Source organism: Bacillota bacterium, assembly GCA_030019365.1.
Classification (GTDB): Bacteria; Bacillota; Sulfobacillia; order JACIYH01; family JACIYH01; genus JACIYH01.
Map to the genome: position 1 here is coordinate 654248 of JASEFA010000001.1, position 21224 is coordinate 675471.

The following is a 21224-nucleotide window of genomic DNA, read 5'->3' on the forward strand; positions in this document are numbered from 1 at the left end:
CCGGGGTGGCACGGGTTGTCCATGGCCAGAAGCACCTTTACACTGGGAGGGAGGCAACATAAAAGGAGGTAATGCCGTTGCGGAAGACATGGTTACTGGCAGTCTGCCTCGTGGCGGTGATGTTCGCCCTGCCCCTCACCGCCCATGCCTCCTGGTACTGGCGATCCCTCCCGGCCACACCTTCTCCCGCCCCTCAGCCGGCACCAGCCCCGGAGCCATCACCCCAGCCGGCACCGGCACCTCAGCCCGCGCCGTCACCGAACCCCGCTCCCCCGTCCACCGGCGAGCCCGCGCCTCTCACCTCCGAAGAGGCCGTCGCAGTCCACCTGGTGAATGAGGCCAGGTCCCGGGCAGGGTTGCCGCCTCTCACCGTGGATCCCGTGCTCACCGAACTGGCCCGTAAGAAGAGCCAGGACATGGTGGTGAACAGCTACTTCTCTCACGTGTCGCCCACCTACGGCACGGCCTACCAGATGGAAGTGGCCGCGGGCATCCGGGCTCCCGTCATGGGAGCTGAGAACATCGCCAAGGCCCGCAATGCCCGCTACGCCCACGCCATGTTCATGGCGTCGCAGGGGCACCGCGCCAACATCCTCAACCCCAGGCACACCCGTGTGGGGATCGGTATCGTGGCCAACGGTCCCTACGGCATCGCGGAGACCCAGCTCTTTATCGGCGACTGAAACGGGCTCTATAAGTGGTGTCATCGCGGGGGCCGCACCCCGCAGGGATGCGGCCCCCCGTTTGCGACGTATCTTCTGGAGCAACCCTCAGTTGCCAGTCAGAGGGTGGCTGCTCCCACCCCGCGGGTGGCCGCGGCCCGGTCTATCTCCAGTTGCTCGGCCAGCACCTCGCGCAGCGTGTTGCAGGCCAGGACGATCTTCGGATTGGACAGCGAATAGTACACGTTAGCGCCGTCCCGGCGAGTCGAGACGAGCCGGGTCTGGCGGAGCATCTGCAGATGCTGCGACACGTTGGGGATCTGGGTACCCAGGGCCTCCGCCAGGTCGGAAACCGACTTCTCCCCTGACTTCAAGAGCTCGATGATTTGCAGTCTCTTGGGATGGGCCAGGGTGCGGCAAATCTGGCTCTGCAACTCAAAGAGGCGGTCATCAGTGCCCAACTCGCGCTTCCTCCCCCACGGAGCCTCTCCTCTCCTCCAGTTCGGCCACACCCCGCAGGGGCACGCGGCCCTGCGGTACCGTGTACCAGTATAGCACATTGAAGGCGAGTTTGGCCCAGTGGAGCACGCGATTGGGAAAAGGCGGGCGGGGCGGGTGCTGGTAATCGAACGAGATGATGGTGGCCCGCCCCAGACCGGTCTCGGCGAAACAGAGCACGCGCCCCGTGTATGCGTGGGCAGGGGTGCGGCCGGCCATCTCTGCCAGAATGTTCCCGGCTACCGCTTCCGCCTGGAAGTGGGCCGCCACCCCGCTCTTGGACACGGGCAGATCGGTGGCGTCGCCAAGGGCATACAGGCGCTCGTGCCCCAGCACCTTCAACAGATGACGGTCGGTGGGGATCCAGCCGCTGCGATCACCCAACCCCGAGTTGCGTACGGCAGGCACCCCCCCGTGGGGTGGGATGAGCACCAGCAGGTCGTAGGGGACCTCATCTCCCTCGAGGGAACGGACCACCCGGGCCCCCGGATCCACACTCTCTGTGTTGAAGAAGGTGTGGATCTCGATCCCCCGCTTCTCCATGATCGGTGCCACCATCTCAGAGACCTGCTCGATGGTGAAGGCCCGGGGGAGGGGGCTCAGGAAATGGATGCGCGTCTTTTCCCTGAGGCCCAGCCGGCGCAGGTGGGCATCCAGCATCAGGGTGAACTCGAGGGGCGCGGGCGGGCACTTGTAGGGAATGGTGGTCACGCCCACCACCACGTCACCGCCGCGGAAGGAAGCCAGAGCCTCCCGCAGGCACAATGCCGCCTCCTGAGAGTAGAAGTGATGGGCGGCCTCGCGGTACCCCTGTATTTCGTCCGGATAGTAGGCGGTGCCTGGCGCCAGCACCAGCCAGTCGTAGGGGAGGCTGCCGCCCTTTTGGACCTGCACCCGGCCGGCCCGGTGGTCGATGCCGGTCACCTCCCCCACCACCGTCTCCACCCTCCCGTCCAGCAGGCCGTTAACCCGACGGCTAAAGAGCGGTCCGCCACCGGTCGGCACCCTGTCGGTGAAGGGCAAATACAGGTAATTGGGCTGGTAGGTGTGCCATCCCGTGGAGTCCACCAGGGTAACCCTGACTCCCCGCCGGGCCAGCAGGTTCGCCGCCAGGGTCCCGCCGGTGCCGCCACCCACGACCACTACGCGATCCTTTGCCATCTCTCTGCCCCCCAAACCGGTCCCGCCGGGAACCCGCCCGCAAGCGCGTGGGCCTGGTGCAGGCGAGTGCCCCCGGCGGGATGCCGGAACGGCCTCTCTACCTGGCCTTGCGCACCACTATGCGGTCATACCCCTGCTCGGGGAACACGCCCACCACTTCATGACCAGCCTTCTGGGCCCAGGCCGGAATGTCGCGCTTGGACCCCGAGTCCGAGGAGAGCACTTCCAGCACGTCTCCCCTCGCGGCCTCCCGCACCGCCCTGATCAGCTCCATCAGGGGGCCCGGGCAGTAGGCACCCCGGGCGTCGATGACCCGGTCCGCTTTGACCATCTGCTCGCTCACGTGCCCCATCCTCGCTTTCTCAGATGAACAGAGTGATCTTGCCTTCCTTGGCCTGGTCCACGAACTCGCCCACGCCCACCACGTCGTCCACGATAGGGTCCAGGTCCTCCTTGGTGAGGCCGAACAGGTCCATGGTCATGGCACAGGCGTGCACCCGCACATCCCCCAGCTCCTTGGCCTGGCGCAGGGTGTCGTACCAGGAAGGGACCTTCTTCTCCTGCAGGATCTGCATCATGGCCCCGGCCTGGTCCTCGAAGTCCTTGCTCACCCGGGCCAGCCGGGCGGGGCTCCCCTGCCGGAGTGCCTGCAGGCCCCAGAAGGTGACGAAGATATCAACCTCCATGCCCATGGCCACCGCACCCGATGCCATGATGGCCACGGGAAACAGCTTATCCACCGTCCCCGAGAACACCACCATGGAAAACCGCTCCTCCGCCACTTCCATCCCTCCCCTGCTTACTTGCCAACTTGCGCAAGTGGCCGCTTTTGCGAGTATGCTACCATGTTCACAGGAGGAAGTCAATCCCTCTTGTGCTGCTTCTCACAAGACCCCACCAGGCCCGTCGTGGAGCCACCGGCACGTCAGGAGGTAGCCCGGCGGCGGCGATACCCGTGCAGGGGCATTAGTCCCCGGGGCACGAGCCGCCAGTAGAGCGCGTTGGTGGCCAGCTTGGCCCAGTGGAGGATGGGAACCGGGGTGGGGGGCGCGGGGGGACGGTCGTAGCTGTACGATATGAGGCTTCCCCTCCCCCTGCCGGTATCGCTGATGCAGAACACGCTGCCCGCATACTCCCAGGCCGGCTCCCTGCCCTCGACTTCAGCTGCCACACTGCGCGCCACCACCTCGGCCTGCATGTGGGCACCCGCCCCGTGCTTGGACACGGGCAGGTCGGCGGCGTCCCCCAGGGCGTAAAGGCGCTGGCACCCCACCACGCGCAGGGTCTCCCGGTCGGTGGGGATCCACCCGTTGCGGTCCCCCAGTCCCGAGCGGCGCACCATCTGCGTCCCCCGGTGGGGTGGCACCAGGACGGCCACATCGTACGGCACCTCCTCCCCTTCCTGCGAGATAAGGCGGTGCCGGCCGGGGTCGACCTCCTCCACCGTGAAGTGGGTCATCACCTCGATCCCCCGCCGGGCGAAGAGGGGCTGGTAGGTCTCGCACAGGGACTTCATGCCGAAGAGCTGGCCCAGCGGCGTCAGGAACCTGATGCGGTAGCGGCCCCGCAGGCCGCGGCGACGCAGGAAGTCGTCCAGGAGAAGGGTAAACTCCAGGGGTGCGGGCGGGCACTTGTAGGGGAGAGTGGTAATCCCGGTCACCAGGTCGCCACCCTGAAAGCGGTGCAGGGCGGCCATCAGGTCGAGGGCCGCCTCCAGTGAGTAGAAATGCTGGGCGCCCTCCTGAAAGCCGGGTACCAGGGCGGGATCGTACTCGGCGCCCGGGGCCAGCACCAGCCAGTCCGCAGAGACAGTGCGGCCGTCGGCCATGTGCACGGCCCTCGCCTCGGGGTCGATGGCGCGGGCGTCTCCCAGCACCGGCTGCACAGCTGGGTGGAGCACGGTGCGCAGGTCTCGCACCAGGCTGCCGGGCTTCACGCGCCCGAAGGGGACGTACAGGAATCCGGGCTGATACACGTGCTGACCGGCAAGGTCGATGAGGGTGACCTGGCAAATACCCCGCCGGGCCAGCCCGTTGGCCACGGGGACACCGGCCAGGCCACCTCCGACCACGGCAACGCGCGGCTTGGCCAAGAAAATCACCCCGCCCTAGTTTGCACCGGGGCGGGGATCGTCAGTTAGGGCTGGCTCCCCACCCGCGTTCGGGGCGGGGAGTTCACGCTTCCCCCACGCCTGCGGCTTCGGGTGGAGAGCTCAGGCTTCCTCCACACCTGCGGCTCCAGGCGGGGCCCTCAGGCTTCCTCCACACCGGCCGCCTGCAGCACGTAGCTCAGGAACATCTTCTCGGGAACTGCACCTTCGAACTGGACGCGCTCGTTGATCACCACCTTGGGAACCCCGAACACGTGGTAACGCTGGGCCAGGTGGGGGAACTCGGACACCTCCACCACATCGGCCCGCACCTTTTCGCTCTCCAGCGCCATCTTGTGGGCCAACCTGGCCGCACGCGGGCAGTATGGGCAGGTAGGGGTGACGAAAACCTGGATGTGGACGTCCCTGGGCAGCCCCTGGAGGGCTTCCGCGGTCTCGGGGCGGAGGCCGCTCTTTTCCGCGGACACGTCCAGGATGTCTTCCACCAGGGACGCGAACTCGTACCCGGCCGGGATGCCGTAGTATCGCATGCCGTAGTCCCGGTCCCCCAGCACAACCACGGCCGGAATCCTGCTGATGCCGTATCGGGCGACCTGGTCCTTGTCCAGCAGGAAGTCGTAAACCTCGACCCCGATGCGGCCGTCGGAGACCTCGCCCAGGTCTTCCACCAGCATGCGGGTCTCGCGACAGTAGGCGCACTCCTGGCCGGGAACGCTCAAACCCGACTCCGACTGGGTGAACATCACCAGCTTCGCCGGTCCGGTGAGCTCGGCGAAGCGCCGGCGGAGCGTGGCCGCGTCTCGTTCACTGATGAGCCGCATCCTGCCATCACCTCCTGCGGCTTATTATGCCACCGCAGGACCATCCCGTCAAAAGTGCCGCCGCCCGCCGTGCCAGTCCACCGTGCACCGCAGACCCGCCGTCGGGTCCGGGGTCCGCCCGCCGGCCGCGCAGGAAATGGCAGCATCCCCGGAAGGAGAGCGACAGCCGGGCGGATAAGGTACTGCAGGCTGAAACGCCACGGGAAGGTGTGAGAACGCTTTTGCACAAACGACGGATTCTTCTCTGGCTGCCCGTCCTGGTTGTGCTGGCGGGCGCTGCGGGCGCGGGGGTGCTGGCCTGGCAGCGGGGACTGCTGCTGGGGCCCCGGCTGGAGGGAGAAGGCCCGCTGTTCACGTCCTTCGCCTCGGACCTGATTCACCTCTTCCGGCGCGGGGATCTCCCCCCGGAGCTGCAGGGATACCGGGAGCTGGCCACCGCCCTGGCACGCTGGCCGGCAGGACGACCACAGGTGGAACGTCTGGCCCAACGCGGCGATGGGGTCGGGTACCAGGCCTGCCTGGTGCTGGCCCGCAGCCGGTCGGCACGTCACGATGGTAGCGCAGTGGCCCATTACCTGCGCGCCCTGCACCTGCGGCCCGACCCCGGAGTACGGGAAGAGCTGGCCCGGCTGCTCGAAGACCGGGGACGCCCGGGAGCCGCCATCGATCAGTGGAAGGAGATGCTTCCTGCCCGCACGGCTGTAGAAGCCCTGCTCCGCCTGGAACCCGAGGCGTGGCAGGTGGCCGCATGGCTGAACGACCGGGGCTGGGCTGATCAAGCTCTGGACATCCTCCGGGAACGGGGCGGGGCGACGCAGGCTCGCGCTGACGCACGGGTGGCACGGGAATGGGGTCGCGCCCTGCTCACCCTCGGGGATGCCCGCGCGGCCCTGCCCTGGCTGGCCCGCTACCTCGCCGAATTCCCGCAGGATACCCAAACCCTGGGCCTCTACGCCCGCGCCCTGGAAGGAGCGGGCAAGCTGGAGGCAGCGCGGGAGGCTTACCAGCGCCTGGGGCCGGCGGGGGCCCGCGGCCTGGGTCGGGTCCTGGAGCGCCAGGGGAGGAGAGGGGAGGCGGCCCGAGCCTACCTGGACTCCCCGGAAGCCGAGGCCCGCTGGCGGGGAGCATGCCTGCTGGAAGAGCAGGGGCATGCCTCCCAGGCCCTGGCCGTGTACCGCCAACTGGCAACGGAAAGGAGCCTCGTGCGCGACGATGCTGCCCTGCGGGGATACGTCCTCTCCCGGCGACGTGGCGACGCCGCCGGTGCCGGGGAGTTTCTCGCGGCCGTGTCGCCCGGCCTGGCCTGGTGTGCCGGGCTGCCCGTCGCCCATCCCCTGCCCTATGAGCCCGTGCCGGACCCCGGGCAGGAGCCTGCCGCGGCGCAGGCGGCCCGCGCCCTGCCGGGTGTGGGGCCGGGGGGAACGTCCCTCGCCCAGGTGGAGATGGAAATACTGGGGCACACGGGCGGTGCGACCGGCCGGCTGGCCCTGGCCCGGTGGTACTCCGAACGGGGTAACGTGACCCTGGCCGCGGAAACGGCCATGGCCGCTCTCAAGGACCTGCCGGCACCGGGGGCGTACCCGCTGGCGTACCCCCTCCCCTACGCCGGCCTGGTGGAAGAGGTGGGCGCGGAATTCGGCGTCGATCCCCTCCTGGTCTGGGCGGTGATGCGGGAAGAGAGCCATTTTGCGCCCTGGGCCGTATCCCGGGCCGGAGCGTGCGGCCTGATGCAGCTCATGCCCGCCACCGCCGCCGGCGCCGCCCGGGCCCTGGGACTAACCATCGACCGGGAAGACCTGTTCCGGCCCGAAGTCAACCTGCGCCTGGGCACCTGGTACCTGGCACGCCTGCTGGAGGCGTGCGGTCACGATATCCCGCAGGCGCTGGCGGCATACAACGGCGGGCTGGGGAACGTGCGCCGGTGGGCCGGCTCACCCACCTTCCGGGGGCGGGAAGGGTTTCCCACCGCCATCACCTTTTCGGAGACGCGCGAGTACGTGGCCAGGACGGCTCAATCCTACCTGGTCTACCAGTATCTGTACGGCGAGGGCGCTCCTGCCGGAGGGCGGTAACCGGCTCGGGGCCGCGCTCCGCACCGCACCGGTCGGGTTTCAGGCGTACGTGCGGCGCCAGAGCAGGCGGTTCTCCTCCACGACGGGCTCCACCCGGCCTTCCCCGGCCAGGTGGGACAGGCAGGCGTGGATCGCTGACTGCACCAGCAGGTACTCGCCCATGCTGGCAAGCAGGCGGGCATAGTGGTCGGCCAGGCGCCGCACCAGTTCCGGGACCGCCAGGGGCTCGGCCAGCATGTCCGCGATCAGGAAAAGCATGTCGGTCACCCGCTGGCGGTTCTCCTCGATGGTACGCAGGGCATCTCCGGGATCACAGGCGGGGCCGTGGCCGGGCACAATGCAACCGTACCTCCCACCGGCCACCCACCCTGCCGCCCGCTCGAGGGACTCGAGGTGCCGGGTCACATCGGCATTGTAGGGGATGCCGTGCTTGTCCAGGACCTGACCGGAGAAGAAAAGGTCTCCTGCGAAGAGAATCCCTTCGGTGGTGGCCACGCCCACCTGGGCGGGACTGTGTCCGGCCAGATCGACCAGTTCCAGTCCCGCTTCCAGAGGATCATGCCAGCTCGCCGCGTCCACCCCTTCCACCCCGGGCGTGGGCTCGGCCATGAGGAACTTGTTGCGCAGCGCGGGAGGCGGTGCCGCCATCCCGTAGAGGGACGCAGGCTCCAGGATGGGACGCCGCACGAACTCGGCCTCCGCCTCCGGAGCCAGCACTCGCGCCCCGGTCCGCGCCACCAGGAAAGCGTTCCCGCCCACGTGATCGGCGTGGAAATGCGTGTTCAGGATGACCACCAGCCGCAGCCCCTCAGCGTTCAGGTGGCGCAGGATCTTGCGTGCGGTGCTCTCGTCCAGACCGGAGTCGATCAGGACGGCATCCTTACCCTTCCAGACCAGCCCGCAGTTGGTGGGGCCGGCGAAATACCCCGCCCCCTCGCCCAGGCGCTTGAACTCCATCGCCATCTCCCCGTTCTCTTCCGGCGGAGCCCGGTCCGCGGTCCGGCATCTGCTCCCTTGAGCGCCGCCCCCGGCCCTCCCAGGGAGGAATCCCCGGCGAGAAGCAGAAACCTGAAGCGATCCCGTCGACTCAAGGAGGTACTGCCAGGTGAAACCGTCCATCTACGTCAGCAGGCGCATTCCCCGGGAAGCCCTCGACCTCCTGCACGCTCAGTGCCACGTGCACATCTGGGACAGCGATGACCCCGTGCCCCGGTCCATCCTGCTGGAGCAGGTGGCCGCGGCCGAAGGGCTGCTCTGCCTCCTTACCGAGCGCGTCGACGGCGAGTTGCTGGATCATGCTCCCCGGCTGCGCATAGTCGCCAACATGGCGGTGGGTTACGACAACGTGAACGTCCCCACCTGTACCGCCCGCCGGGTGATGGTCACCAACACGCCGGGGGTCCTCACCGATACCACCGCCGACCTGGCCTTCGCCCTCATCCTGGCCACGGCCCGGCGCCTGGTGGAAGCGGCCCGCTTCCTGGCCGAGGGACAGTGGAAAACCTGGGGACCCATGCTCCTCACCGGCCAGGATGTCTACGGCAGCACCCTGGGACTGGTGGGGTTCGGCCGCATCGGCCAGGCGGTGGCACGGCGGGCCTGCGGGTTTGACATGCGTGTCTTCTACCACGATCCCCAGCGCCACCGGGCAGCAGAGGAAGCCCTGGGGGCGACCTGGCTGCCCCTGGACGACCTGCTGCGACAGGCGGACGTGGTCAGCATCCATGCTCCCCTCAGCCCCGAAACCCACCACCTCATCGGCGAACGCGAGCTGCGCCTGATGAAGCGGACCGCCGTCCTGGTGAACACCGCCCGCGGCCCCCTGGTGGACGAGCGGGCCCTCTACCGGGCCCTGCGGGAAGGCTGGATCTGGGCGGCGGGCCTGGACGTCTTCGAGCGGGAACCCATCGGCCCCGATCATCCCCTGCTCTCCCTGCCCAACGTGGTGGCCCTCCCTCACATAGGTAGCGCCAGCATAGCCACCCGCACCCGCATGGCCACCCTGGCCGCCCAAAACCTCATCACCGCGCTCCGGGGGGAAGTGCCACCCAACCTGGTGAACCGCGAAGTCATCACCCCCTCCTGACCCGATGCATCCGGCTGAGTCCCGGCCCATCCAGACCGCCCGCACGCGTCCGGCCCAGCCGCGCCCCACGCGGTCAGTCCTGCCCGGGCGACGGCCGGGGCGGCGAGGCCTGAGCGATGGCGCTGGCCAGCAGCCCTGCGCAGGTGGCAAATGCTGCTCCCGTGCGTACCGTGCCCGTGCGGGCATCCATGCTCTCGCAGGCCAGGCCTCCGTCCATGGGGGCAGCGGAGAGCAATCTGAGGAACCTGGCCCGATCCACCCCCAGGACCTCCCAGCTGCGGGCCGGTACTAGCAGCCCGTTGGCCAGCGACATGACCCAGGGGTGGCGGGCATGGGGGCACGCCGGGGCTGCAAAAGGCCCGTCGGCCATGTACCAGGGGTTATGGGTGCTCCAGATCCACCTCAGGGTGTTCAGGTATACTGGGTCCAGAGGGTCACAGAAGCCATAGTAGGCCAGCAGCGCGAGAGACCCCGGGGGCTCGTCGTAGAGGACGTAGCTCCCGGCCGCGCCCGGCTCCCCTTCCCCCTCCGCCGCTGCATCGGGCGGGTCGAAGGACCATGCCCACATGGGCCCAAAGGGCCCCGGCACCACCGCCCACCGCCTGAGGTCAGCCTGGAGGCCGACAGCTTTCTCGCGGGCCCCGGGCCAGCGCAGGTCGGCGAACACGCTCAGGGCCTTCCAGGCCAGTGCGTTGTCGTAGGTCACGATAGGATGGTGGGCGGGATCATCCGAAGGCAGAAGAAAGGTGCGGTAAAGGTGGTGGGGACGAACACGCACCTCTTCCAGCGCACCCCACACCCGGACCATCCCTTCCCGCACGGGGGCCTCCTTCAGCACCGACCGGTCACCGGTTCGTTCCAGGTAGTGACCCAGGGCCACGGGGAAGGCTGCCAGTTCGTCCAGCTCGAAGCCGGGGTAGAGCTCGCTGCCGTCGAGATACAGGCTGTGTACCCCCGCTCGGCGCGAATACAACCGGAAGGCCTGCACCAGGGCCTGCCGGGCCACGCCCCTGTCCGCCAGCAGGAGACCGGGGAAGCTCCAGAGGAGGCTATCCCGGCTCCAGTGGGCAGCGCTCACGTAGTAGCGGGGGCTGCGCGAGGTGACCAGCACCAGTTCCTCGTTGTCCAGGCACACCCCCCGGCTGTAGTAGAAGTTGAAGACCAGGTTGCGTCGCCAGAGGGAGATCAGGGCTTGTTCCTGTTCCTGCCCGGCCCTGGGAGACCCCTCCCCGAAACCGGCCGCCCCGGGCCGTGGGGCCAGCCCCGCCCCCAACCGCCCCAATTCGTGCCCGGACTCCTCTCGTAGGGCCGGGTACCCGTGGCGGAGGAGGTCCACGGCCTGGCAGGCGGCCCCGTCCCCATCGGGGGCCAACCCCAGCACCACGGTGAGCTCGTGCCCTTCCCGGCTGACGCGAAACCCGCAGGGAGGCCAGGACTCCAGGCGCGCGTCCGGCTGGGCGGGCCGAATGGCCACGGCCAGGAAGGGCCAGGGGCACCCCGCCTCCCACAGCAGGCACTGCAGCCACCGATGCCACCGGCTCACCACCGGCACCGGGAGAGGACGGGGAGTGAAAACCCGGCGGCGGACCTCCCCAAGGTATCCTTCCAGATAAAGCATCACCGGGCCGGGAGCCGGGTCCACATCGACATGGACGACGAGGCCCTTGTGACCAGGAGGGGTCAGCCAGGTCACCCGCATGGTGCCCCAGGGAACCCGGTACCGCACTTCCGGTATCCACTCGGCCGCCCGGTGTACCCCGGCGCCCCCGGGCTCCCAGCCACCCGCAGCAGATTCGGCAGAGCGCGCGGCGGGCTGTACTGTCCGCCCACCTCCCCCGGGCTCCCCTTCCGGGGCAGGGGACTCCACGCCCACCCGAAGCAGAGGGGCGTTATCCGTCCCGGCCAGCTCCACCAGCCCGCGGGCGCTCCAGGAAAGGACATTGAGGGAGAGCACGGCCCCGTCCTGCGCTCGTATCTCGGGCAGGGCCACGAACTCGTTACCGGTCACCCAGAACTCCTCGGCCCGGTCGATCTCCTCCGGTACCGTCAGGTACTCCCTGCTCCCCATGCGGACCTCCTGCACACAGCGTTTTGCGGGCTCCGACCGCAGGGCGGTCAGGGGAGTCCGCGGCCGGTGGAGGTCATGGTGAGCTGCCCGTGCTTGACCCCGCGCCGGGCGATCATGGCGTGAGCCAGGGAGCGCACGCGGGCGGCAGGGCCGCGCAGGACCACCACTTCCAGGCAGTTGCGCTCGTCCAGGTGGACGTGCATGGTGGAGAGTACCAGCTCGTGATGGTCGTGCTGCAGGTGAGTGAGCTCGTCCCCCAGGCCCCGGGCATCGTGGTCGTACACCAGGGTGACCGTCCCCGCCACCTCGGCCTCCTCCAGCTCCCACTGCCGCTCGATCAGCTCCCGCCGGGCCAGGTCGCGCAGAAACTCCGACCTGTTGCTGTAGCCCCGCGATCGGGCCAGATCGTCGAACTTCTCCAGGAGGTCCTCCTCCATGGAGACCCCGAACCTGCGCAAGCCCCCCATCGCTCATCCCCCATTCAGCAGATGCACCAGCGCCGCCACCACTGCCCCTGCCAGCCCGCCCACCAGGGTGAGCCCCGGCGACTCGCACCAGGACATGCGCAGGAGCTCGCCCAGGACGAAGAGCAGGCTGCCGCCCGCCAGGGCCACCGAGGCGGCCAGGGCAAGGGACGACAAGCCGGCCAGGCCTTCGCCCAGCAGGGCCCCCAGGGGCGTGCACATCCCGGCCAGCAGGGTGTTGCCCACCGCCCGGAACGCTCCCGCCTGCCCGAGGACGAAGGGCGTGGCCACCAGCATGCCCACGGGAAGATTATGTAGCGCGACCGCCGCCGCCAGGGCCATGCCCAGATGTCCCGACTCCTGGAACCCCGCCCCGATGCCGAAGCCATCGAGCACGTTGTGGAGCGCCACCGCCGTCCAGGTCAGGAAGCCGGCCCTGAGCCAGCGCTCGTCGCCATGGACAGGACAGAGTCCGGCGTGGACGTGGGCAACCCCCTCCCCCCGGCCGCCGCCTGGGCTCCCGCCTCTGCCGCCGGCACCGTCTCCGGCCCGCTGCCGGTGGGGTTCAAGGACCAGGTGCAGCCCGCCCATGAGGGATATGCCCCCCGCCAGTCCGGCCACCAGGGTGAGGAGGGAGCCCCTCTCCCGGGCCGCGGGAAGGACGTCCAGACCCACGATGGCCAGTACGGCCCCGCCCGCCAGCCCCAGCAACAGGGCGGACGGCCAGCGCCTGCCCCGGAGGGCCACGGGGATTGCCCCGCCGAGGGCAATGGCCAGTCCGGCCGCCGCAGCCACCGCCAGGGTCAAGTCGAAGCCTCCTGTTCCGCCTTGGGGACGCTGAACTTATAGCCCACCCCCCACACCGTCTTGATGAAACGGGGGTGAGCGGGGTCCTCCTCTATCTTGTCCCGCAGGCGACTCACCAGCACGGTCACGTTGTCCACGTCGCCCTCGTAATCAGATTGCCAGACCTGGTACAGCAGCTGCTCCCGAGTGAACACATACTCCACGTGGGAGGCCAGGACCCACAGCAGGTCGAACTCCTTGGGGGTCAATTCCACTTTCTGGCCCCTGGCCGTCACCGAGCGCCGCCTGCGGTCGATGGTCAGCTCGCCGAAGTCGAGCACCGCCGCCTCCCTGTCCTCCCGGAGACCCTCACACCGGCGCAGCACCGCTGCCACCCGCATGGCAAGCTCGGCGGCGCTGAAGGGCTTGGTTACGTAATCGTCCGCACCCATGCGGAATCCCACCAGCTTGTCGACCTCGTCGCCCTTGGCCGACAGGACTATGATGGGAACTGTAGACTGCTTCCGGATGATGCGACACACTTCGTACCCGTCGATCTTGGGCAGGATGAGGTCGAGGATCACCAGGTCCGGCTTCACCGCCTCGAAGAGGCGTAGTCCCTGCTCACCGTCCGGGGCGATGACTACCCGGTATCCCTCCTGGCCGAGGCGGTGTTCTACCAACCGGGATACGGCGGGATCGTCTTCCACTACCAGGATCGTCCTGCCTGGCAAGTCCTCACCTCCCGCCCGCCCGCACGGGCAGGGCTATGTAGAAAGTGGCACCCTTCCCCGGCCGGCTCTCCACCCAGATGCGCCCCCCCTGCATCTCCACCAGCTGGCGCGCCAGGGTGAGGCCCAGCCCCGTCCCGGCACCGTCCCCCTCATCCCGCGCCCGGTAGTAGCGGTCGAATATGGCCTCCTGCTCCTCCTCCGGGATGCCCGGACCGGTGTCCTGGACCGTGACCACCGCCTCGGACGGGGAGTGCCACGCCGCCCTGACCCTGACCTCCCCTCCGGCCGGCGTGAACTTGACGGCGTTGTCCAGCACGTTGCACAGGACCCTCTCCACCTTCTGACGGTCTGCCTCAACCAACGGGGTCTGTCCCTCGCCCCCCAGGTCCACCTGCAGGGACAGGCCCTTGCGCCGGGCGCGGGGCTCCATCCGTTTCACCAGGGGGGCGATGACCTCAGACAGGCGAAGGGGCGCAGTGCGCACCTCCATGCGGCCCGCTTCGATGCGGGCCAGGTCCAGGATATCGTTCATGGAGCTGAGTAGCTCCTGACCCTGTTCGACGATGCCATCGACGTACTCCTGCTGGAGGGGCGTGAGCGAGCCTCCCGCTCCCTCCTGGAGCAACTCGGCGTATGCGATGATGGAAGCGAGCGGCGCCCGCAGCTCGTGGCAGCAATCCGAGGTGAACTGGCAGGCCCGGGCCAGCTCGGCGTTAGCCCGCCGCAACGCAGCCAGCCGCTCCTCGAGCTCGCGGTTGGCCTGGGCGAGGCGCAGGTTCTCCTGCCTGAGCTCCTCGATCATACCCGCACCTCCGCACCCATATTACCCCCCTGGAAAAAATGTTGCAAGTAGATGACAATAGGATTACGGTGCCCCCGGCCCGCGAGTACGCTATGATGGGGAAGGGAAGAACCGCCCGGCCACCGAATCGGGTATTCGGCACCGTATACAAAGAGGAGGGGTGTGTGGTGCGCAACTTCATCAGACTGGTCACCGAGGTACCCGGACCGCGGTCGCGGGAAGTGCTGGCGCGGAAGGACCGTCACGTGGCGGCCGCGTTCTCGGTCCATGCACCCGTGGTGATCGACCACGGCCGGGGAGCCCTGGTGACCGACATCGACGGCAATACCTTTATCGACCTGACGGGAGGCATCGGCGTCCTCAACGTGGGGCACTGCCATCCTCAGGTGACCGCAGCCGTGCACCGGCAGGTGGACCGTTTCCTCCACACCGACTTCACGGTCATCCCCTACGAGTCCCTGGTTGCCCTGGCCGAAAGGCTCGCTCCCAGGGCTCCGGTCGGGCAACCGGCCAAGTGCGCCTTCTTCAACTCCGGTGCCGAGGCAGTGGAGAACGCCATCAAGATCGCCCGCGCGTACACCAGGCGCCCGGCCATCATCGCCTTCGAGGGGGCCTTCCACGGCCGCACCATGATGGCCATGACCCTCACCAGCAAGAGCAAGCCCTACCGCGCGGGCTTCGGCCCCTACGCTCCCGAGGTGTACCGGGTTCCGTATGCCTACTGCTACCGGTGCCCCATCCGCGCCACCTACCCCGAGTGCGGGGTCGCCTGCGCCGACCTGCTCGACCGCATGCTGGAGCTGTTCGTGGCCCCGGAGGATACCGCCGCCGTCATCGTGGAGCCCGTCCAGGGTGAGGGTGGATTCGTGGTGCCGCCCCCCGAGTACCTGGGCCGCGTCGCGGAAATCTGCCAGAAGTACGGGGTGCTGCTCATAGCGGACGAAGTACAGACCGGGCTCGGCCGCACCGGGCGGCTCTTCGCCCTCGAGCACTCGGGCGTGCGGGCGGACCTGGTCACGGTGGCCAAGTCCCTGGCGGCCGGTATCCCTCTCTCCGGCGTGGTGGGCAGGGCAGAGGTGATGGACGCCCCCGGCGACAACCGCATCGGCGGCACCTACGTGGGTAGTCCCGTGGGCTGCGTGGCCGCGCTGGAGGTCCTGGACATAATGGAAAGGGAAGACCTGCCGGGCCGGGCCCAGCGGCTGGGACGCACGATGAGGGATCGCTTCGAAGCCATGCGGGACTCCCATCCCCTCATCGGCGACGTGCGCGGCCTGGGCGCCATGGTGGGCATCGAGCTGGTGCAGGATAGCGCCACCAAGGAACCGGCCCCCCGGGAAACCTCCGAGGTGCTCAGGCGCTGCATGCAGAAGGGAGTCATCCCCCTCAAGTGCGGCCTCTATGGCAACGTCATCCGCATGCTGGTCAGCCTGGTCATTACCGAAGAGCAACTGGCGGAGGCCCTGGACGTCATGGAAGAGGCCATTGCCGAGGTGGAAGAGGAAGCGGGGCTAAAGGTACCGGTCTGACGGCGACACCGGCGCCCGACCGGGCGCTGCCGGCCCCGGCGCGGAGGTCTGAAAGCGAGGAGGCCTGAAAACACGGCCACCAGGACAGAACGGGACTTCCTCGGAGAGGTGGAGGTACCGCAGGAAGTATATTACGGGATCGCCACCGTGCGGGCGGCGGCCAACTTTCCCGTATCGGGTCAGAAGGTCCATCCCGAGCTGATCAAATCGATGGCGCTGGTGAAGCAGGCTGCCGCCCTGGCCAACGTGGAAGCGGGGCTGCTCGACCGTCGCATCGGCGAGGCTATCGCCCGGGCGGCGGCCGAGGTCGCCTCCGGCGCTCTGGCAGACCAGTTCATCGTAGACGCCTTCCAGGGCGGCGCCGGCACCTCCACCAACATGAACATGAACGAGGTGCTGGCCAACCGGGCCATCGAGATCCTGGGGGGCACCAGGGGTGACTACTCCCTCGTTCACCCCCTGGATCACATCAACCTCTCCCAGTCCACCAACGACACCTACCCCACGGCCTTGCGTATCGCCGCCATCCGCCTGCTGCGGCCGCTCACGGACGCCTTCGCCGCCCTGCAGTCGGCCCTGCAGGCCAAAGAGGCCCAGTTCGCCGGTGTGCTCAAGCCGGGACGGACCCAGCTCCAGGACGCCGTGCCCATTACCCTGGGCCAGGAGTTCTCCGCCTGGGCGGAGGCGGTGGCCCGTGACCGCTGGCGCCTTTACAAGATGGAGGAACGCCTGCGCCAGGTGAACCTGGGCGGCACCGCGGTGGGATCGGGCCTGGGGGCGGATCGGCGCTACGTCTTTGGGGTGATCGAGAAGCTGCGGGAACTGACCGGGCTGGGGCTGGCGCGGGCCGAGAACACCGTCGACCCCACCCAGAACGCCGACGTGTTCGTGGAGGTCTCCGGGCTGCTGAAAGCGGGAGCCACCAGCCTGGCCAAGATCTCGGGGGACCTGCGGCTCCTCTCCTCGGGTCCGGGGGCGGGCCTGGCCGAGATCGCCCTGCCCCAGCTGCAGCCCGGGTCGTCCATCATGCCCGGCAAGGTCAATCCCGTGGTTCCCGAGATGGTCACCCAGGTGGCCTACCAGGTGATCGCCAGCGACCTGGCCATCACCCTGGCCGCCCAGGCCGGCCAGCTCGAACTCAACGCCTTCCTCCCCCTGGTAGCCCACCACCTGCTGGGGTCCATGGCCATGCTCACCCGCACCCTGGAGATCTTTGTGGAGAAGTGCGTGCGCGGGATCACGGCCGACGAGCAGCGCTGCCGCGACCTGCTCGAGCGCAGCGACGGCCTCGCCACCGCCCTCGTCCCCCACATCGGGTACACGGAGGCCTGCCGGGTGCTGGGCGAGGCCCACCGGCGCGGACGCCCGCTGGCCCAGGTGGTGGCGGAAAAGGGCTTTCTGCCCGAAGAGGACGTGCGCGTCATCTTCAGCAAGGAGGAACTCACCCGCCCCGGCATTCCGGGCTCCCGCCTCCTCAAGAAACGCCCCACCCCGGTCGAGGGTCCGTGCCTCCGCGTGCACCAACAAGGCGCTGAGCCCGAGGGCACCGGGGCGCGGGAGGGGAAGCCATGAGCGAGCGTACCCCGCGCGGCGAGCGCCTCCACATCGCCATCTTCGGCCGCCGCAACGCGGGCAAGTCCAGCCTCATCAACGCCCTCACCGGACAGGACATCGCCCTGGTTTCGGAGGTACCGGGTACCACCACCGATCCCGTCTATAAGTCGATGGAGATCCTGCCCCTGGGCCCGGTGGTGATCATCGACACCGCCGGGATTGACGACGCCGGCGCCCTGGGTGAGCTGCGCGTGCGCCGCACGGAAAGCGTGATGCGCCGCACCGACCTGGCCCTGCTGGTGGTGGACCCGGGCGCCGGGGCCGGCGACTACGAAGAGGGAATCGTCTCCCGCCTGCGCTCGGCGGGAATCGGGGTGCTGGGGGTGCTGAACAAGACCGACCTCCTCGCTCCCGGAGAGGCGGAACGGGCCTGCCGGGAACTTTCCGACCGCCTGGGGATCCCCCTTGTGCCGGTGAGCTCCCTCACCAGGGACGGGATCGACAGGCTCAAGATGGAAATCGTGCGCTCCGCCCCGGGGGACTGGGCGGCTCCCACCATCGTGGGGGACCTGCTGAATCCCGGGGACCTGGTCGTGCTGGTGGTCCCCATCGACCTGGCGGCACCCAAAGGACGTCTCATCCTCCCCCAGGTGCAGACCCTGCGGGACATCCTGGACCACGATGCCTCTGGTGCCATGGTCAAGGAGAGGGAGCTCCGCCACCTGCTGGGGCTGCTGGCCCAGAAGCCGCGCCTGGTGATCACCGACTCCCAGGTATTCGCGAAGGTGAGCGCCGACACTCCCCGCGACGTCTGGCTCACCTCCTTTTCCATCCTGTTCGCCCGTCACAAGGGCGACCTGCCCACCCTGGTGCGGGGGGCGAAGGCCATCGACCGCCTGGAGCCCGGCGACCGCGTGCTCATCGCGGAAGCATGCACCCACCACCCCGTGGCCGACGACATCGGGCGGGTGAAGATCCCCCGCTGGCTCCGGCAGCGGGTGGGCGGGGAGCTGCAGGTGGACGTTAAGTCCGGCCTGGACTACCCGGAGGAACTCAAGCAGTACCGGCTCATCGTGCACTGCGGGGGATGCATGATCAACCGGCGCGAGATGCTCTACCGCATCATGCAGGCGCAGCAGGCGGGCGTGCCCATAGTGAACTACGGCGTAGCCATCGCCTACCTGCACGGCATCCTCGAGCGCGTGCTGGAACCGTTCCCGCTGGCCCGCCTGGCCCTGGAAGACGAGACGCCCTAAGCCGCAATCACAGGCCGGCCGGTGCCAGCCCTATCAGTGCCGCGACCGCTCCGGACGGTCACTGCGAGGAAGCGAGGGTGCGGGCCCGGGCGGCAATCAGTTCGGCCTCGAGGGCGGCGTCCTGGATGGAGGCGGCGTCCCTGAGGAAGGGGGTCGGGTCCTGCCCCGCCAGCCGGGCCCAGACGGCCAGGAACAGGCTGGCCTCCGGTTTGAGATCTTTCTGTTTGGCGGCCTCCTGCAGGTCCGCGCAGGCGGCGCTCAAATCACCCCGGAGCAGCAGGGCCTCGCCCCTTGCCAGCACCATGCGGGGCGTGACAGAGGGCATTTTACGGTTGCGGGCGAAAGCGGGAGCCAGGGCCGAGTAGCGCTGCATCTGCCCCGCCACCCCGGCCACCCGCTCCAGGTACAGGCGGGCGCGGGCACCGTCCACCTGAGGGGACAGGGCTGCCCGCACGCAGGCGATGGCCAGGTTTTCGTACCCCGCCGCCAGGGCGGGACGGCAACTGATGGCCGTCTCCAGCTCCCGCAGGGCCGGTTCGATTTCGCCCTGCCGCAGCAAGAAGTTGGCATAGAGGGTATGGTACTGGAAACTGTAGCGGTCGAGGCCCACCCCCCGCTGGTAGCTCAGCCGGGCCTTTTGGAACAGTCCCGGGGCCCCACTCTGGCGCCCCATCCTCTCGTAGATCTGCCCCAGGTCGATGGAAAAGGAAGCCGTCCAGGGATCATACCTGCGGGCGCTTTCGAATTCCACCAGGGCCCGGTCCAGGTTGCCGCCGTTGAGGGCAGCGGCACCCCGCTGGCCGGCCGCGTGCCCGACCCGCAGCGACACGATGAGGAGCAGGATGGCCACCGCCACCAGTGGCACGCCCGCAGCCAGCCACCAGGGTGCAGTCGCCCTGCGCCTGCCCCGGGGCTCGGGCACCGGTTCGGCGGCTGCCACCAGCCCGAACAGCGCCCACAGGGTGGCGGCCACCGCCGGCAGGGACAGGTTGAAGTCGAGGACGGCATGGGCGCCCAGTCCTGCCGCCGCCACGAAGGTGGCGGTGAGGAGCGCCCCGGCCGGCCCCCCGGTAACCTGCCTGGCCCTCCAGTAGGACCAGATCAGGCCCGCCCAGACCCCCAGAAAGGCAAAGAATCCCAGGGTCCCTGCCTCCACCCACACCTGGGCATAGTGGTTGTGCACTTCGGTACTGAAGTAGGGGTAGGTCTGGATGGTACCGTACAGGGCGTTCCAGCCTCCCCCGCCCGCGCCCAGGACGGGCCGCATGGCCACCAACCGCAGGGCATCCCGGGTCCACTGGACGCGATCCTGGGCTCCTGATTCGGTCAGGCTGATGGCCGCCAGCCGGTCTCGCAACTGGCGGGGCACCAGGGCGGCCACCGCTGCCGGCCGCGCCAGGACCAGGACCACCCCTGCCACCATCACCAGGATGACGACCTCCACCGCCACCCGGCGCAGCGTCCTGATCGCGGGTGAGATTGGCCGCGCTGCGGCTGATGGTACAACGCGCTCTGCGGTCGGGGCGGCGGCCACGCGCGGTGTGACCCGGACCGCGCCGGAGCCGGTAGCGGCGCGCGAGCCGGTCCGGGGCGCCGCCAGGCCTGCCGCCACGTACACGGCCAGCCGGGCCACCGCACCGAGCAGCCCTCCCAGGGCAAAGGCCAGGGTAGTGTACATCCACACCGCCTCACCGCCGGGACCGCTCATAACCCGGCCCAGCCCGGGAACGGCCGCCAGGCCCCCCAGCAGCGCCGCCACCAGGAGCGAGAGGCTGAGGGCACGCTGCCCCCGGGGCATGAGCACACCCAGCAGCACCAGCAGGAGGGGAAACACCAGCCAACCGCCCCGGGAGAGGGTGAACACGAAGGCCAGGAATATCACCGACATGGAACCGGCCAGTGCGCCCGCGCCCAGAAGGCCCGACCAGCGGGGAAAGCCCAGGCCCGACCCCGGGCCACCGCGTCCGCTGCCGCCGGCAGCCCAACCGGCTAACCCGCTGGCCAGTATGAACCCGGCGGTGAGGTAGGTGGCGGCCGTGTTGGGGTACTGCAGGCTGGAGCAGATGCGACCCCCCTCGAAGGCACCAGGGTACGAGAAGGTCCCCGCTGCCGCCCCCAGACCCAAGATCGCCACCCCGAGGGCCGCGACCACCAGAGGAACCGACAGGGCAAACCGCCATTCCTGCCCGTCTCCCAGCCGGGCCAACATCCACAGCACCGCCAGGTAAGCAGTGTACTGGAGGGCTTCTCCCACTGCCGCCCGGGGCGTTACCGCCGTGAGGACGGCTGCCCAGTAGGTGAGGACCAGGGCCAGGCCCGCCCACTCCAGGTACCGCCGGGGGCGCTCGTATCCCCGCAGCGCCGAGTACACCCAGAATCCCGCGAAGACCGCCATGACAACCGCCAGGGCCACCAGCTGCTCCCCCGGAAAGAACAACCCCCGGAAGAAGGGCCCTACCACCAGCACTCCCAGCAGGGGGATCGCCAGCAGACAACGGACCCAAACGTCTTTCTCGCGCCACCGGCTCAGCGGGGCGGGCCGCGCACGCCCCTTTGCCTGCGGAAAGCCCCCTTGGTTTGCGGCAGGTTGGCTCGCCCCTGCCCTGGATGGATTACGGCTC

General features: G+C 69.0%; 19 protein-coding genes. 6 read left to right on the forward strand and 13 right to left on the reverse strand.

The features are described from left to right. Nucleotides 1-77 precede the first annotated feature (77 nt). Nucleotides 78-683: a CAP domain-containing protein gene (locus tag QME70_03105; protein ID MDI6893597.1), complete on the forward strand. Its 606-nt coding sequence runs from the start codon at nt 78-80 to the stop codon at nt 681-683. Nucleotides 684-781: 98 nt separating this feature from the next. Here the strand turns inward: QME70_03105 and QME70_03110 are convergent, their stop codons facing one another. The 6 genes from QME70_03110 to QME70_03135 all read right to left on the reverse strand — a co-directional run bounded on the left by QME70_03110 (nt 782) and on the right by QME70_03135 (nt 5252). After that, complete coding sequence (locus QME70_03110) at nt 782-1123, reverse strand: metalloregulator ArsR/SmtB family transcription factor (protein MDI6893598.1); 342 nt, start codon at nt 1121-1123, stop codon at nt 782-784. Then, nucleotides 1113-2321, reverse strand: a complete 1209-nt coding sequence (locus QME70_03115; GenBank protein ID MDI6893599.1) for an FAD-dependent oxidoreductase — start codon at nt 2319-2321, stop codon at nt 1113-1115. The genes QME70_03110 and QME70_03115 overlap by 11 nt, the downstream gene beginning before the upstream one ends. Before the next feature lie 97 nt (nt 2322-2418). Next, nucleotides 2419-2652, reverse strand: coding sequence for a sulfurtransferase TusA family protein (locus QME70_03120; GenBank protein ID MDI6893600.1), 234 nt, complete (start codon nt 2650-2652; stop codon nt 2419-2421). Nucleotides 2653-2683: 31 nt separating this feature from the next. After that, entirely contained in the window at nt 2684-3109 is a 426-nt protein-coding gene (locus QME70_03125) for a DsrE/DsrF/DrsH-like family protein (protein MDI6893601.1), read from the reverse strand. A gap of 137 nt (nt 3110-3246) precedes the next feature. Then, entirely contained in the window at nt 3247-4413 is a 1167-nt protein-coding gene (locus QME70_03130; GenBank protein ID MDI6893602.1) for an FAD-dependent oxidoreductase, read from the reverse strand. A gap of 158 nt (nt 4414-4571) precedes the next feature. Continuing rightward, nucleotides 4572-5252: a thioredoxin family protein gene (locus tag QME70_03135; protein ID MDI6893603.1), complete on the reverse strand. Its 681-nt coding sequence runs from the start codon at nt 5250-5252 to the stop codon at nt 4572-4574. 209 nt (nt 5253-5461) lie between these two features. Here QME70_03135 and QME70_03140 point away from each other — a divergent pair, with 209 nt between their 5' ends. Further along, nucleotides 5462-7324: a transglycosylase SLT domain-containing protein gene (locus QME70_03140; protein ID MDI6893604.1), complete on the forward strand. Its 1863-nt coding sequence runs from the start codon at nt 5462-5464 to the stop codon at nt 7322-7324. A 39-nt stretch (nt 7325-7363) separates the two neighbouring features. Here QME70_03140 and QME70_03145 read toward each other — a convergent pair whose 3' ends face one another. Next, nucleotides 7364-8281: an MBL fold metallo-hydrolase gene (locus tag QME70_03145; protein MDI6893605.1), complete on the reverse strand. Its 918-nt coding sequence runs from the start codon at nt 8279-8281 to the stop codon at nt 7364-7366. Between the two features lie 148 nt (nt 8282-8429). Here QME70_03145 and QME70_03150 point away from each other — a divergent pair, with 148 nt between their 5' ends. Beyond that, entirely contained in the window at nt 8430-9410 is a 981-nt protein-coding gene (locus QME70_03150) for a D-glycerate dehydrogenase (protein ID MDI6893606.1), read from the forward strand. Between the two features lie 73 nt (nt 9411-9483). Here QME70_03150 and QME70_03155 read toward each other — a convergent pair whose 3' ends face one another. Genes QME70_03155 through QME70_03175 form a run of 5 tightly spaced genes read right to left on the reverse strand, consistent with a single transcriptional unit; the run spans nt 9484 to nt 14264 of the window. After that, on the reverse strand, nt 9484-11478 hold the full coding sequence (locus QME70_03155) for a glycoside hydrolase family 125 protein (protein ID MDI6893607.1): 1995 nt from the start codon (nt 11476-11478) through the stop codon (nt 9484-9486). A 47-nt stretch (nt 11479-11525) separates the two neighbouring features. Continuing rightward, nucleotides 11526-11945, reverse strand: coding sequence for a nickel-responsive transcriptional regulator NikR (nikR, locus tag QME70_03160; protein ID MDI6893608.1), 420 nt, complete (start codon nt 11943-11945; stop codon nt 11526-11528). Nucleotides 11946-11948: 3 nt separating this feature from the next. Further along, nucleotides 11949-12749, reverse strand: a complete 801-nt coding sequence (locus QME70_03165; GenBank protein ID MDI6893609.1) for a ZIP family metal transporter — start codon at nt 12747-12749, stop codon at nt 11949-11951. Beyond that, nucleotides 12746-13462: a response regulator transcription factor gene (locus QME70_03170; protein MDI6893610.1), complete on the reverse strand. Its 717-nt coding sequence runs from the start codon at nt 13460-13462 to the stop codon at nt 12746-12748. Before QME70_03170 ends, QME70_03165 begins: the two co-directional genes overlap by 4 nt. Nucleotides 13463-13466: 4 nt before the next feature. Continuing rightward, the gene (locus QME70_03175) at nt 13467-14264 is read right to left on the reverse strand and encodes a HAMP domain-containing sensor histidine kinase (protein MDI6893611.1); all 798 of its coding nucleotides are present in this window, start codon (nt 14262-14264) and stop codon (nt 13467-13469) included. A gap of 167 nt (nt 14265-14431) precedes the next feature. Here QME70_03175 and gabT point away from each other — a divergent pair, with 167 nt between their 5' ends. Genes gabT through hydF form a run of 3 tightly spaced genes read left to right on the forward strand, consistent with a single transcriptional unit; the run spans nt 14432 to nt 18603 of the window. Further along, a complete protein-coding gene (gabT, locus tag QME70_03180) occupies nt 14432-15793 on the forward strand; it encodes a 4-aminobutyrate--2-oxoglutarate transaminase (protein ID MDI6893612.1) in 1362 nt (453 codons plus the stop codon). A 48-nt stretch (nt 15794-15841) separates the two neighbouring features. Next, nucleotides 15842-17365: an aspartate ammonia-lyase gene (locus tag QME70_03185; GenBank protein ID MDI6893613.1), complete on the forward strand. Its 1524-nt coding sequence runs from the start codon at nt 15842-15844 to the stop codon at nt 17363-17365. Beyond that, nucleotides 17362-18603 (forward strand): [FeFe] hydrogenase H-cluster maturation GTPase HydF, encoded by a 1242-nt coding sequence (hydF, locus tag QME70_03190; protein MDI6893614.1) that lies wholly within the window; start codon nt 17362-17364, stop codon nt 18601-18603. The genes QME70_03185 and hydF overlap by 4 nt, the downstream gene beginning before the upstream one ends. A 58-nt stretch (nt 18604-18661) precedes the next feature. Here the strand turns inward: hydF and QME70_03195 are convergent, their stop codons facing one another. Further along, complete coding sequence (locus tag QME70_03195; protein ID MDI6893615.1) at nt 18662-21064, reverse strand: O-antigen ligase family protein; 2403 nt, start codon at nt 21062-21064, stop codon at nt 18662-18664. Nucleotides 21065-21224: the final 160 nt, after the last annotated feature.